The sequence below is a fragment of the Neptunomonas antarctica genome (assembly GCF_001305295.1).
Lineage (GTDB): Bacteria > Pseudomonadota > Gammaproteobacteria > Pseudomonadales > Balneatricaceae > Neptunomonas > Neptunomonas antarctica.
Genome location: NZ_LJSI01000036.1, coordinates 64,444 through 76,746 on the forward strand (window position 1 = coordinate 64,444; position 12,303 = coordinate 76,746).

General features: G+C 45.8%; 15 protein-coding genes. 11 read left to right on the plus strand and 4 right to left on the minus strand.

Going from position 1 to position 12,303, the window contains the following annotated elements; all coding sequences use genetic code 11:
• Positions 1–15: 15 nt before the first annotated feature.
• The 9 genes from Nant_RS08930 to cspE all read left to right on the plus strand — a co-directional run bounded on the left by Nant_RS08930 (position 16) and on the right by cspE (position 7,040).
• On the plus strand, positions 16–2,277 hold the full coding sequence (locus Nant_RS08930; protein ID WP_054341299.1) for a DNA internalization-related competence protein ComEC/Rec2: 2,262 nt from the start codon (positions 16–18) through the stop codon (positions 2,275–2,277).
• Positions 2,278–2,337: 60 nt separating this feature from the next.
• Complete coding sequence (locus Nant_RS08935) at positions 2,338–2,961, plus strand: MotA/TolQ/ExbB proton channel family protein (RefSeq protein ID WP_054341300.1); 624 nt, start codon at positions 2,338–2,340, stop codon at positions 2,959–2,961.
• Positions 2,962–2,973: 12 nt separating this feature from the next.
• On the plus strand, positions 2,974–3,393 hold the full coding sequence (locus Nant_RS08940; RefSeq protein WP_054341301.1) for an ExbD/TolR family protein: 420 nt from the start codon (positions 2,974–2,976) through the stop codon (positions 3,391–3,393).
• Positions 3,394–3,396: 3 nt separating this feature from the next.
• On the plus strand, positions 3,397–4,377 hold the full coding sequence (gene lpxK, locus Nant_RS08945) for a tetraacyldisaccharide 4'-kinase (RefSeq protein WP_054341302.1): 981 nt from the start codon (positions 3,397–3,399) through the stop codon (positions 4,375–4,377).
• Positions 4,378–4,386: 9 nt separating this feature from the next.
• A complete protein-coding gene (locus Nant_RS08950; protein ID WP_054341303.1) occupies positions 4,387–4,575 on the plus strand; it encodes a Trm112 family protein in 189 nt (62 codons plus the stop codon).
• 9 nt (positions 4,576–4,584) lie between these two features.
• The gene (gene kdsB, locus Nant_RS08955) at positions 4,585–5,343 is read left to right on the plus strand and encodes a 3-deoxy-manno-octulosonate cytidylyltransferase (protein WP_054341304.1); all 759 of its coding nucleotides are present in this window, start codon (positions 4,585–4,587) and stop codon (positions 5,341–5,343) included.
• Between the two features lie 101 nt (positions 5,344–5,444).
• A complete protein-coding gene (locus tag Nant_RS08960; RefSeq protein ID WP_054341305.1) occupies positions 5,445–6,026 on the plus strand; it encodes a cysteine dioxygenase family protein in 582 nt (193 codons plus the stop codon).
• A gap of 51 nt (positions 6,027–6,077) precedes the next feature.
• Positions 6,078–6,587 carry an RNA methyltransferase gene (locus Nant_RS08965; RefSeq protein WP_054341306.1) on the plus strand — a complete coding sequence of 170 codons (510 nt, stop codon included), beginning with the start codon at positions 6,078–6,080 and terminating at the stop codon, positions 6,585–6,587.
• Between the two features lie 246 nt (positions 6,588–6,833).
• Complete coding sequence (cspE, locus tag Nant_RS08970) at positions 6,834–7,040, plus strand: transcription antiterminator/RNA stability regulator CspE (protein WP_054341358.1); 207 nt, start codon at positions 6,834–6,836, stop codon at positions 7,038–7,040.
• 183 nt (positions 7,041–7,223) lie between these two features.
• Here the strand turns inward: cspE and mltA are convergent, their stop codons facing one another.
• The gene (gene mltA, locus Nant_RS08975) at positions 7,224–8,393 is read right to left on the minus strand and encodes a murein transglycosylase A (RefSeq protein WP_054341307.1); all 1,170 of its coding nucleotides are present in this window, start codon (positions 8,391–8,393) and stop codon (positions 7,224–7,226) included.
• A gap of 225 nt (positions 8,394–8,618) precedes the next feature.
• Here mltA and Nant_RS08980 point away from each other — a divergent pair, with 225 nt between their 5' ends.
• Complete coding sequence (locus Nant_RS08980) at positions 8,619–9,719, plus strand: hypothetical protein (RefSeq protein ID WP_054341308.1); 1,101 nt, start codon at positions 8,619–8,621, stop codon at positions 9,717–9,719.
• A 114-nt stretch (positions 9,720–9,833) separates the two neighbouring features.
• On the plus strand, positions 9,834–10,391 hold the full coding sequence (locus Nant_RS08985; protein WP_143773529.1) for a hypothetical protein: 558 nt from the start codon (positions 9,834–9,836) through the stop codon (positions 10,389–10,391).
• Positions 10,392–10,486: 95 nt separating this feature from the next.
• Here Nant_RS08985 and Nant_RS08990 read toward each other — a convergent pair whose 3' ends face one another.
• From Nant_RS08990 to purN, 3 genes are all read right to left on the minus strand, one after another.
• Entirely contained in the window at positions 10,487–10,729 is a 243-nt protein-coding gene (locus Nant_RS08990) for a hypothetical protein (RefSeq protein WP_054341310.1), read from the minus strand.
• Positions 10,730–10,915: 186 nt separating this feature from the next.
• Positions 10,916–11,626, minus strand: coding sequence for a DUF3108 domain-containing protein (locus Nant_RS08995; RefSeq protein WP_054341311.1), 711 nt, complete (start codon positions 11,624–11,626; stop codon positions 10,916–10,918).
• A 23-nt stretch (positions 11,627–11,649) separates the two neighbouring features.
• Positions 11,650–12,303: a phosphoribosylglycinamide formyltransferase gene (gene purN, locus Nant_RS09000; protein WP_054341312.1), complete on the minus strand. Its 654-nt coding sequence runs from the start codon at positions 12,301–12,303 to the stop codon at positions 11,650–11,652.

The window sequence follows — 12,303 nt, forward strand, 5'->3', positions numbered from 1 at the left end:
ACCTAGGGATCAAGGATGATCACATATATTGTAGGTTTTTTTATTATTGCCTGGCTGCCATGGTTGCCGTCACTGCTTTGGCTAGTCGGTTTTCCTGTCGTCGGCCTAATAATTTTCCGCTACTGTAGCGATATTCGGTCACATGCGTTTAGTCTCCTTTTAGGCATGGCTATAGCGCTCGTCTATGGGCATATTCAATTACATTATCGGTTTGATGTAGCTCAGGTAGAAAGCATTTGGAAGGTCTCAGGTGTGGTTGTTCAGCTTCCTGATCAGCAGGGTAAGCAGGCTCGCTTCACGTTGCAGGTTGCGACAATCTCTGATCAGCGTGGTATCCCGCCAAATCCAGAGCCGCGTTACATGAGGCTTAGTTGGTATAAAGCCAGTCACATCTTAAAGCCAGGTGACCGCTTAACGCTTAATGTGAAGCTGCGTCCCCCACATACTTTATGGAATCCTGCCGGATTTGATTATGAGCGTTGGGCGTTGGCTCGTAATATTGATGCCGTAGGTTACGTAAAACAAATGCTTGATCATCAGTCCGCCACAGATACGGGGGTTGATTTACTGCGCTACCGTTTTATTTTATGGCTAACAGAGCGTTTAAAAGATCAGCCGGTGGTGTTGTCCACATTACAGGCGTTGCTGTTGGGAGATAAAAGGGCGCTTGAGGATTGGCAGTGGACGCTGATGCGTAATACCGGGACCACGCACCTTATGGTCGTGAGTGGTTTGCATATCGGTGTTTGCGTTGCGTTTGGTTGGTGGTTCGGTCGATTGATAGCTGTCATTCTATTCCGGGGTAAAGAATATAATGTGCCGCAGCATTGGCTGCCTGTGATAACTGCATTGCTGTTAAGCGGTGCTTATGTTGGATTGGCGGGTTTCAGTATTCCTACGCAGCGTGCCTGGATTATGGCCGCTGTATTATTAGGTGGGCAGTTAAGGACGCAGCGGCCTGCTGTATGGACTCGTTGGTGGCTGTCTATGGCTGTGGTGCTCACGTTGCAGCCGTTAGCCATGCATGAAATTGGTTTCTGGTTATCATTTAGCGCTGTGGGGGCTTTGCTGTTTTTGGTAACGCAGCGTCATAAAAATATGGCTTTATTTATGCTACTCAAAAGTCAGTGGTGGATACTGCTGATACTCAGTCCGCTGCTGTTATTGTTTTTTGGTCAGCTATCATTAAGTGCTCCGATCGTAAATATCCTGGCCATCCCTTTTGTTTCGTTCGTGCTCGTCGTTTCGATACCGGCGCTGCTAATCAGTGTCCTCGGTTTTAGTTGGGGGCTTGATATTCTCGGGGTGTTAATTAAAGCACTGTGGGCTGGTTTATCATGGGTTAATGCGCTGAGTGATCAGTGGGTGCTGGCAATACCGCAACCCAGTGTTATTGCTATTACGTTTGCGATATTGGGCGCTGTGATGATACTGCAGCCTGTGAACGTGCGCTTAAAGCTGGTGGGCTTGTTGTGTTGGTTTCCTGTTTTTCTTCCCATAAAGGATAATGTGCCTCCCGCGCAGATAAGAGCACTGGTGTTTGATGTAGGCCAGGGTTTAGCTGTGCTAATTGAAACGAATCGGCATACCTTGTTGTTTGATACGGGCGCTGGCTATCCTAATGGAGGGACGGCTTTCGAGCGCGCCATATTGCCTTATTTGAATCAGCAGGGGATCTCTTTCCTCGATAAGCTAGTGGTGAGCCATGATGATAATGATCATGCGGGTGGTGTGCGTAAGGTTGCTGAGCAACTCTCTTTAGGGTTGGTTGAAAGCGGTATGCCGGAGGCGTTAAACATTCCTGCGCAAAATTGTCCGTCTGATTTATCGTGGAAATGGGATGGTGTTGAGTTTCGTTACCATCATCCAGAACCCGCGTTAAAGGCGACCGATAATGACCGCTCTTGTGTCTTGGAAGTTCGCAGTCAACATTGCAGTGTGCTGTTGACCGGTGATGCCAGTGTTGCTGTTGAAAGTCAGTTGCTCAAAAGTATGGATCATGTGACCTGGTTGGTAGCAGGGCATCATGGTAGTCGAACATCAACTAGTGAGGAGTTTCTTCAGGCTATATCGCCTGAAGCGGTACTGATTAGTGCAGGCTTTCTTAACCGATATCGGCATCCGCACGCAGATGTTATTGAGCGAATAGAGCGTTCGGGCTCGCGTATTCTGCGTACCGATCAGCAGGGTGCTATTGTGTTGGGTGAAACGAGAAACGGCAAATGTCGAATTGATACATGGAGGGAAAAAGAAAAACGTTACTGGTCAGCCAGTTGAGAGCATATTCCAATGCAGCCCGGTGTGCTAAAGTAATGCCATATTAAAGGAGATTAGAGCGTGTTTGAATTGATTACATCCGGTGGCTGGCTGATGATTCCTATTATTGGTTGCTCAATCCTGTCCCTTGCTATTTGCATGGAACGGTTGTGGGAGTTGCGTGTCAGTAAAATTGCGCCGCCAGAGCTGATGACCAATGTATGGTATTGGTTAAAAAGTGGCTCGATGACAGCAGAGCAAATGAAAGAGGTTAAAAAGAGCAGCCCTCTTGGCCGGATAGTGGTTGCAGGGTTGAATAATGCTCGTCATGGTCGTGAAATCATGAAAGAGAGTATTCAGGAAGCGGCAACACAAGTCATTCATGAGCTCGAGCGCTTTCTGACAGCGCTAGGTACCATTGCCGCCATTGCTCCTTTGCTGGGGTTGTTGGGGACGGTTATCGGGATGATTAAAGTGTTCACAGAAATTATGGTTCAGGGTACAGGTAATGCTTCTGTTCTTGCGGGAGGTATTTCTGAAGCGCTGATTACCACCGCTTCAGGGCTTGCGGTGGCGATTCCTTCGCTGATTTTCCATCGTCATTTCCAGCGAAAAATAGATTCACTGGTCGTAGAAATGGAGCAGCAGGCCGTGCAATTGGTCGAGGCTGTACATGGTGAGCGTGAAGTTGATCATGAAAAGTAGCGGAGTTTTTTTGTGAAGTTTCAGCGTCAAAGTAGAGAAGAGGTCAGTGTTAATTTAACGCCACTCATTGATGTGGTATTTCTGTTGCTGATTTTCTTTATGATATCAACGACATTTACAAAAGATAGCCGTCTTGAGATAGATCTGCCGCAAGCATCTGATGCTCCTTCCTCGCAAAGTCCTGGAAAAATTATTGAAATCGTTATTGATGCAGAGGGGCAGTATAGCGTCGATGGTAAGCCGCTGGTCAACACACAAGCCAAAACATTGCGGCTGGCTATTCGCAAGTTGATGATAGATGATGAAAAGCTTCCTTTGGTTATCACGGCAGACGCTAAAACACCGCATCAATCGGTAGTGACTGCTATGGATATCTCAGGAAAGCTGGGATTTGAAAAATTAAGTATCACGACGATGCAAACGACAGAGTAGCGGATGCAAATACTCGAAAAAGCCTGGTATAGCGGCGCGCGATGGCCTTGGTTACTGTTGCCTCTAGAAAAGCTGTTTATCACCGTTTCACGTTATCGTCGGAGAAAGCATCAATTACAGCAATGGCAGGCGCCCGTCCCGGTTATTGTTGTGGGCAATATTAACATTGGCGGTACAGGAAAAAGCCCGCTGGTTATCGCTTTAATCCAGTTGCTGCGGGAGCAGGGATATCAGCCTGGAGTGGTCAGTCGGGGTTATGCTGCACATCCTTCTGAATACCCTTTTACTGTTCTTTCAAGCTCCACGCCTTCTGAAGCGGGTGATGAGCCACTGATGATTGTGCAGCGCACCGCTGTTCCCCTGGTTATCGACCCGAATCGGGTGCGGGCCTGTCAACAATTATTGAAAACTCAGTGCTGCGATATTATCATCAGTGACGATGGTCTGCAGCATTATGCCATGGGGCGTGATGTTGAAATTGTTGTTATTGACGGAAAACGTGGATTGGGAAATGGCCATTGTTTGCCGGTAGGCCCATTACGTGAATTACCTGAAAGACTTAATCAGGTTGATATGGTCGTGGTGAATGGTGTTGGTGGTTTTCATGTAGACAATGCCATTCAGATGCAATTGGCCGCTACCGCCTTGGTGAGTCTGACGGATGGTCAAAGTGATGCAGTCACTGTTGTTGATTCGGTGCGAGTACATGCTGTAGCTGGTATAGGTAACCCTGATCGCTTTTATGATACCTTACGCCAAGCTGGCTTTAATCCGATAGAGCACAGTTTTCCTGATCACCACGCCTATCAACTAACGGACGTTGTTTTTGATGATCTCCTTCCTGTTATCATGACGGAAAAAGATGCCGTTAAATGTCGTCACTTGCCGATAACTGCTTCGACCTATTATTTGAAAGTGGAAGCTCAGCTGCCTCCGGAATTTAAAAAGCAGTTACAGCTACTGCTCAGAAATTTAAAAAAGTGAGTAACAAAAATGGATAAAAAACTCTTGGATATTTTGGTTTGTCCTGTCTCCAAAGCACCGGTTGAATACAATGCAGATACCAACGAACTCATCTGCCGGACGAGTGGCCTGGCTTATCCTGTTCGGGATGACATACCGGTAATGTTAGAAAGCGAAGCGCGCACATTAACGACAGATGAGCGTCTGAAAGGAAAATAGGAATTCACGATGGGATTCAGCGTTATTATACCCGCCAGATATGCGTCAACCCGTTTTCCTGGTAAGCCCTTAGCGGATATAGCCGGTAAGCCAATGGTGCAGCATGTCTATGAGCGGGCTTTACAAAGTGAAGCTGAGCGTGTGATTGTCGCCACCGATGATGAGCGTATTGCTGCCGTGGCTAAAGCCTTTGGTGCAGAGGTCTGTATGACAAAAGCGGATCATCCGTCAGGTACGGACCGGCTTCAGGAGGTCGTTCATAACTTAGGTTTTTATGCGGATGATATCGTGGTGAATGTGCAGGGTGATGAGCCTCTGATACCGCCTCGTGTTATTAATCAGGTCGCACACAACCTCAGAGCTGAACCTGATGCAGGCATAGCCACCTTGTCTGAGCCTATTGAGGATATCGCCAGCCTTTTGAATCCTAATGTAGTTAAAGTGGTGACTGATCATCGCGGCATGGCTGTTTACTTCAGTCGTGCGCCTATCCCGTGGCCGCGTGATGAGTTTATGAAAGACCGGAACTCGATGCCAGTAGGTTATAGCTGGCAGCGGCATATTGGGATCTATGCTTATCGGGTTAAAATGCTTAATGAGTTCGTGCGTTGGGCACCCGCTCCGATAGAAGAGGCAGAGTGTCTTGAGCAGCTTCGGGCCATGTGGAACGGTGCACGCATCCATGTTGCTGTGGCTGATGAGCTTCCCCCGGCGGGTGTTGATACACTGGAAGATCTTGAAAGGCTGCGTTTATTATTCACGCAGTAAGTTGATTTTGCAGGCGCTTTTTGATTGGTGGGTCGATTTGTAACTGATAGGTTTATACATGAATATATTTATTCATGTGCCATCAATAAAGGGAATGCATTATGCAAAATCTAACGAGACTTAAGACTTTTATTCAGGAATTTACCCGTCTGGTTGATCGCATCGGAGATGATGAACAGGCAATTTTTGTATCAGGAAAATCGCTTCTACAGGACCTTGTGTTGCATGATGACTGGTTACCCGAAGATTTCGCGAAAGCAGATTTGAATAGATATCAGCAGTATTTACTGCATTGTGACCCTCTGGAGCGATTCTCTATTGCCAGTTTTGTTTGGGGGCCTGGCCAATGCACTCCCATTCATGATCATACGGTATGGGGTATGGTGGGTGTTATGCGAGGAGGCGAGCTGTGTGAGGAGTTTTGTGTCGATGACTCTACAGGGTTAATTGTGGCAGAGGGTAAACATCTGTTGGAGATCGGCGGCGTTGATCTGGTCTCTCCGCAGGTGGGAGATATTCATCGGGTATCAAATTCGTTCAATGATCAGGTGTCGATCAGTATTCATATTTACGGTGCGAATATTGGTATCGTTAATCGTCATACTTATGATCTGGACACAGGCAATAAGCAGCTATTTGTTTCCGGCTACTCAAACCCTTCTTTGCCCAATGTCTGGGGGTGATGGTAGGCGTTATCTGGCAAAGCTAACTGAATAATTAAATGAAACGATTAAATGAAACGATTAAATGTCTGTATTGGATTAAGTAATCCCAAAAGTCCGACAAATGTTGGTGCAGTAATGCGTGCGGCAGGGTGTTATCGGGTTGACGCTGTTTTTTACACGGGAGAGCGATATGCCCGAGCGGCTAAATTTAATACAGATACAAAAGATGCCGCTAATAAGATTATGCTAAGCGGCGTTGAGTGTTTGTTAAAAAACGTGCCGTATGATGCAAAAATAGTATGTGTTGACTTGGTCGAGGGTGCTATCCCTTTGCCGGAGTACCAGCATCCAGAGAATGCCTTTTACATATTTGGCCCTGAAGACGGTACTATTCATCAAGATGTTATTGATAAGGCTGATGCTGTGGTTTATGTCCCTACGGTGGGCTGTATGAACCTCGCCGCCACGGTCAATGTTGTGTTGTATGATCGTTTAGCGAAATCGGCTACAACGCTTGCTAATGACGAGTTGATTCGTCAAAGCAGGGACACAAATAATAAAGTAAAGGTTAGCGTTTAACGCTTATATTAAGCATCTGACTTTTTTATTATGTTGCGTATTCAGGGTGAATGCGCTTTGACAATGGGGGAAAGCTGTATATACTTACCCCAGCTTGAAATTACGAATTATATTTATGTGTCCCATTTCGATGTCCTGTCTTTAGTGCTCGTTCTGTTTTCCATAAGTAGTATCAATTCTTCCAGCGTTAAAGGCCTTATCAAAAAGAGACGGCTTCAATTACTAATGAATTTACAGGATATTATTATGTCTACAACTACTGGCACGGTTAAATGGTTTAACGAAGATAAAGGTTTCGGTTTTATTGAGCAGGAAAATGGCCCGGATGTATTCGCTCATTTCCGCGCTATCGCTGGTGACGGTTTCAAAACTTTGGCTGAAGGCCAGAAAGTTGAGTTCACTGTTACTCAGGGCCAGAAAGGTCCTCAAGCAGAAAACATCGTAGCTATCTAATTCGTTAGATAACTTACTAATCAGTAATTTAATTACCGATTAGCTCTCCCTTTTATAGGGATGAGAATAAGAAGGGTAAGACTTAACAGTCTTACCCTTTTTTATTGCCTTTTTGCTTTTTTTTTATTGCTTGAGTTCAATTAATAGCTTCGATATATTGCTCATTCTGAAGATTATATTGAGTTATGGGCAGCCAGTGGGGTTTGTTGTAGCGTTCGCGCTTTTTGGTAGTAGTGCATAAATGCTGCCAGTCTGTTTCATTTCACCTGCCAATTTTTCTGCGCGGCTGCCGCGACCAAAAAACATATCTGCTCTAACCGGACCGTTAATGGCTCCGCCTGTGTCTTGTGCAAAAACAAGTCGTTGATACGGCTTCCCAGTGCCCGGTAGCGTAGTATTGATCCATAATGGCGTGCCTAGCGGTATCACTTTGCGATCTACTGCGACGCTTCTCTCGGGTGTGAGTGGTACATTGAGTGATCCGCGCGGGCTGCCTTCCTCTTTTCTCAAACTAAAGAAGACATAGCTGGGGTTCTGATTTTTTAATGCGTCAGCGCGTTCCGGGTGGTTATTCAGCCATCGCCTTATTGTCTGTAAAGATACCTCTTCGCGTGTGAGCTCACCCTGGTCGATCAATGTTTTGCCAATCGCTACATAAGGGTGGCCATTTTGATCCGCGTAGCTTACGCCTACAATCTCGCCAGTGGGTAGTTGTACGCGACCTGAGCCTTGTATATGTAGAAAGAAAGCGGCATCTGAGTCATCCACCCAAAGCAACTCCTGTCCTTTAAGGGGCGTCGTTGGGTTGTCTATTTCTGCACGGCTGTAATAGGGGATAACCGTGTTGTTATCTATCCGGCCTCTGACGCGTCGATTTTTTAACTCAGGAAATCGCGATGCCAGATTGACGTTCAGCATATCGCTTGGGCGTTGATACAGAGGGTAATTATATTGCTCATCCGGTGTCATGCTGCCATTAAGTGTTGGCTCATAGTAGCCGGTGATCAGGCCGTTATTTTTACCCGCAGTACCGATAATATTGTACGGAACAAAATACTGTTCAATGAATGCGCGTAAGTCTTGAGTCGATACGAGTGCTTGTGTATCCACAGCCGTGCAAATGTTTTTCCAGTCCGGTGTGGTTTTGCTGAGTCTGGGGCATTGGCTGATGAGAGCAGGTAGGGCTTCGATGAGTGGGTCCTGTTGCCAGCCCTGTAAATTATTCCAACAGGTGGCATCGCTTATACCAGGAGCGGGCGGTGTGAATAGACTGCAGCCGCTTAACAATAGCGTAAAGCAGCTGCTTGCCATGATTTTTAATGAAAACTGACGATGTGTCTTGCGGGTAAACATCCGTACTTTCCTTTAAATTGACTTAGGCCTGCATCTTGCTAGCTTCTTAGTGGCGATGCAAGAGGGTCTGTCGTTTCAATGAGCAGAGGCTGAATTTCAGTGAGTTGTTGTCATTCGCTTTGCCTGTCCTGTGCGTTAAAGATCTCTCCTGTTGCCGTGATTAGTGGCGTTGTAGGCAAAGAATGGCCGCTATGGGCTTAACAACTGAATATGAGGTGGATTAATATGATTGTTGAACAAAGTGTAATGTCGATGAGTGCTGATCATAAAAAATCTGAGTCGGTGAGTTATATGCAGAAAACTAACATATCCGGTTTTGGTCAGCAATTTGATAGCGCGTCCGCGCTGTTGGCGACACGGGTAGGGCCGCAAGAAACGGGTGGGGTGGCGCCGTTAGTGCCTTCTGTATCGGAGCCTTCAGTGTTAATAATGACCGATGATGGTTTGAAATTTAATACGTCAGAGGAGAAAGAGGTAAGTGTTCATCAGCAAAGCTACACACGGGCTCGACTATTTAAGGCATTATTTGAAGCGATAACGGGGAAGAAGCTGCCGGTTATTGATGATGGTCTGAATGCGGGGGTAAATGAAGTATCGAATATGGACGCTGCAAAAGGCCGGGTTCAGCGCTCAGAGGCAACAGATTTTCTCTCTGAAAGTAAAGCTATGCAGTTAACTGTTCATGTGGCCCAGTCTGTTGAGGAGTATGAAGTGTCTCGTTTTGTCGCGGCGGGATCAGTAAAGACATCGGATGGGAGAATGATTGACCTTAATTTGAATATGACGATGGAGCGGTATTATTCAGAAACACATGAGATGAGCTTTTCGCGTGAAGTGCGCTTTAAGGATCCTTTGCTGCTTAACTTTGACGGCACCGCTGCTGAGTTGTCTGATGCTTCTTTTGAGTTTGATATCGATGCAGATGGTGAAACGGAATGGTTGCATTATTTGGCAGGGGCTAATGGTTGGCTGGCATTGGATGGCGATGAAAATGGAAAAATTGATAATGGTTCTGAGTTGTTTGGTGGCAAAACAGGACAAGGATTTGACGAGCTCAGACAGTTCGATGAAGATAACAATGGATTTATTGATGCTGCAGACAGTGTTTTTAAGGATCTTTTAATCTGGACAAAAACTGAGGAGCTGGATCACCTGCTGCCGCTAACGAAAAGCGCTGTTGGGGCCATTTATTTAGGTTCAGAAGAAACGCCGTTTGATATTAAAGGTGACAATAATCAAATGCTTGGAAAAGTTTCTAAAAGTGGTATTTATCTGACGGAGGCAGGAAATGTTGGATCTGTTCAACAGATAGATATGGCTGTGTGAATGTATATGCCGGATTTTCTATATTTGGCTTACTATATTCTCAGGTGGATTGAGTATCTGAGAAGTGGAATATCCGGTAAAATTCCGGGACTATTTTTTAATGAGGGAGTCTTTATGTTTGCAGTATCGAAGCTGTTGATCCGCTCACTGTTAGTCGTGATCCCTTTCAGTATATCTTCTGTTTCTGGCGCTGCTGAAAAGAGCAGTGTTGGGCTGGAACAAATGCGATTTGCTTCTGCGTTGGGGGCCAGTTGTTCTGGATTTTATGATGGTACTTATGCGCTGTTGCATAATCTGGAAGCCGAGGGTAATGGCGAGTCATTAGCGGTACTCAGGAATAACTGGCCGGCTGTTAGTAAGCGTTATGCATTCCGTCAATCTACGTCGGCTATGTTGATGACGAGTATTTTTATCAAGCAGATAAATCAGAGATTTAAACCTGAGGTGGCGTTTTCGCTGCAAAGCTTTACTGCGGAGTATGTGAAAAGCCGTAAAGCGGCAATGGGTTGGCAGGATGGTCAGGAGGCTGGTCAAAATATGCTGTTGCAACAGCAGCAATGTGAGCATATTATTCTGATTTCGAAAAATAATGGTACATTGAATGATGCGTTGATTGATTCTGCGATGGAGAAGCGATCTGTTGCGCTGGGTGTTGATTTGGAATCCAGATAAAAAGTGATTGTAGTTAAGGTCGGATCTTTTCTGCTTGGCTGTTGATCTTAGTTATTAATCTTGGCCCTTAATCTTAACTACAATCGTTACGCTGTTTACGCCAGATGTCTCGCTTCTGCGCGACGGGCATGCGATGCCCCAACTCTACAGCCGTATACACCGACCTCTCCTTTCCATCGCGCCCACTCGGCAAACTGTCCAACTGCTTCTACTATTTGTACTAAAGCAGATGGTTGTTTTTCGTTAGCGTGATCAAATGCGCCCATAGCTTGCAGTTCAGCTGCAATACGGCGGTCATCATTAGCAACGCCTGTAAATTTCATACCATTCAAATTCATGGGTAAACTCCAGTAAGCGATATAATCAGGCTAAAGTCTACGCCTATATTGTGCAGTGCACAATATAGGCGTATTGCTATTGCTATACGGCTTCTGCTAAGAGCGCTCTTATGCCTTTAATATCTTTTTCTGAAAGTTTATCTTCTGGCAGTGTTGGATAAAGTCTCACCGCCGATTTTAGGCATATTAAAAGGTTTTCATTGATTTTAATTGCAAAGCATAGACGGTGCCATCGCCTTCGATCTGTTTAAGTTTAACGATCATGTAGTCTAGTGCGGGGGCGTACCATATATAGGTTTCCCGGCTGGCATTGGGTCCTCGATCCATTTCGACTTTAATCGTATCGTATTCACCCAGAGGTGATTGAATGGTCTCATTGCCTATGATGTTGAAGTTGTATTCTTTAAGTCGTCCGCCATCTGCTATTTTATAGCTAAGCGGGCCTTTTTTTCCGGTTTTAAGGTCGAGTCGCATTTGTAGTTGGTAGCTTAATTTGTCCTGGGTTGCTGTAGGTATCGCCATATTCCAGGGTTTTTTATCAATGTCGTTATTAACGCTCATGTTTGGCCAGTCAAAGGCAAGTTTGGCCTCGCGTTTTTTACCCAGTACAGTTTTCTGATAGTAGTATTGCTGTGGGATGACGTCAGATTGATTGAAAGTAACGGTGCTTTTTTCATCAATAGAGGCAATCATAGCGCTGGCGTAAGTGCGAAATATCCATTGACCTTCAGGCGTGCTGGAAAGCGAACGCTCGACTTCACCTGTCAGCGCTATACCTGCATCCCATTCGGAGGTGTAAGTAGCCTTAAAGGGTTGCACAGGTGGTGAGCTGTCTGCATACGCAGGCATTGAAATAAGTAGGGCTGCTGACAATAAGCCCTTAAGAAGTGTTTGCATAATTGAGTTCCTTTAAAGCAGGCTTAAGCGTCGTACCCTAATCTGAAGCCTGAGTCCGGTAAGAGTTTATCGTCCAGATAAATGCCCTTTGTGCTAAATTTGACTCTATTAGAGCAAATTAATTCTACCGCGAGAGGGTAGGCGATATGTTCGCGAGTATGGACTCGGCGCTGGAGGCTTTCTTCATCATCAGCGCTGGTTACGGGGACAACGGCCTGAATTAACAATGGCCCTCCGTCTAGTTCTTCGGTAACGAAGTGAACAGTACAGCCGTGCTCATTATCTCCGGCTTTGAGTGCGCGTTGGTGCGTATGGAGTCCTTTGTATTTAGGTAATAGCGAAGGATGGATGTTCAGCATACGGCCTGAGTAGTGTTTTACAAACTCAGCAGAAAGGATGCGCATAAATCCGGCTAATATAACCAGATCGGCTTCAGTGTCATCAATGATTTGGCGAACGTCTGCATCAAAAGCTTCTCGTGAAGAGTAGGTTTTATGATCGATGCAGGCCGTGGGGATCCCTGCAGTAGCGGCGCGTACGAGACCGTACGCGTCGGCTTTGTTACTAATAACCTGAACAATCTGGCCATGTATACGACCAGAATTGATGGCATCAATAATTGCTTGCAGGTTGGAGCCGCTTCCCGAAATCAGTACTACAATCCGTTTCAGGGGCAT

Bases quoted from the DNA above. Each gene is read 5' to 3' on its own strand.
- Nant_RS08930 (WP_054341299.1), top strand. From the start codon at position 16: ATGATCACATATATTGTAGGTTTTTTTATTATTGCCTGGCTGCCATGG.
- lpxK (WP_054341302.1), top strand. From the start codon at position 3,397: ATGCAAATACTCGAAAAAGCCTGGTATAGCGGCGCGCGATGGCCTTGG.
- Nant_RS08950 (WP_054341303.1), top strand. From the start codon at position 4,387: ATGGATAAAAAACTCTTGGATATTTTGGTTTGTCCTGTCTCCAAAGCA.
- kdsB (WP_054341304.1), top strand. From the start codon at position 4,585: ATGGGATTCAGCGTTATTATACCCGCCAGATATGCGTCAACCCGTTTT.
- Nant_RS08960 (WP_054341305.1), top strand. From the start codon at position 5,445: ATGCAAAATCTAACGAGACTTAAGACTTTTATTCAGGAATTTACCCGT.
- Nant_RS08965 (WP_054341306.1), top strand. From the start codon at position 6,078: ATGAAACGATTAAATGTCTGTATTGGATTAAGTAATCCCAAAAGTCCG.
- cspE (WP_054341358.1), top strand. From the start codon at position 6,834: ATGTCTACAACTACTGGCACGGTTAAATGGTTTAACGAAGATAAAGGT.
- mltA (WP_054341307.1), bottom strand. From the start codon at position 8,393: ATGTTTACCCGCAAGACACATCGTCAGTTTTCATTAAAAATCATGGCA.
- Nant_RS08980 (WP_054341308.1), top strand. From the start codon at position 8,619: ATGATTGTTGAACAAAGTGTAATGTCGATGAGTGCTGATCATAAAAAA.
- Nant_RS08985 (WP_143773529.1), top strand. From the start codon at position 9,834: ATGTTTGCAGTATCGAAGCTGTTGATCCGCTCACTGTTAGTCGTGATC.
- Nant_RS08990 (WP_054341310.1), bottom strand. From the start codon at position 10,729: ATGAATTTGAATGGTATGAAATTTACAGGCGTTGCTAATGATGACCGC.
- Nant_RS08995 (WP_054341311.1), bottom strand. From the start codon at position 11,626: ATGCAAACACTTCTTAAGGGCTTATTGTCAGCAGCCCTACTTATTTCA.
- purN (WP_054341312.1), bottom strand. From the start codon at position 12,303: ATGCCCCTGAAACGGATTGTAGTACTGATTTCGGGAAGCGGCTCCAAC.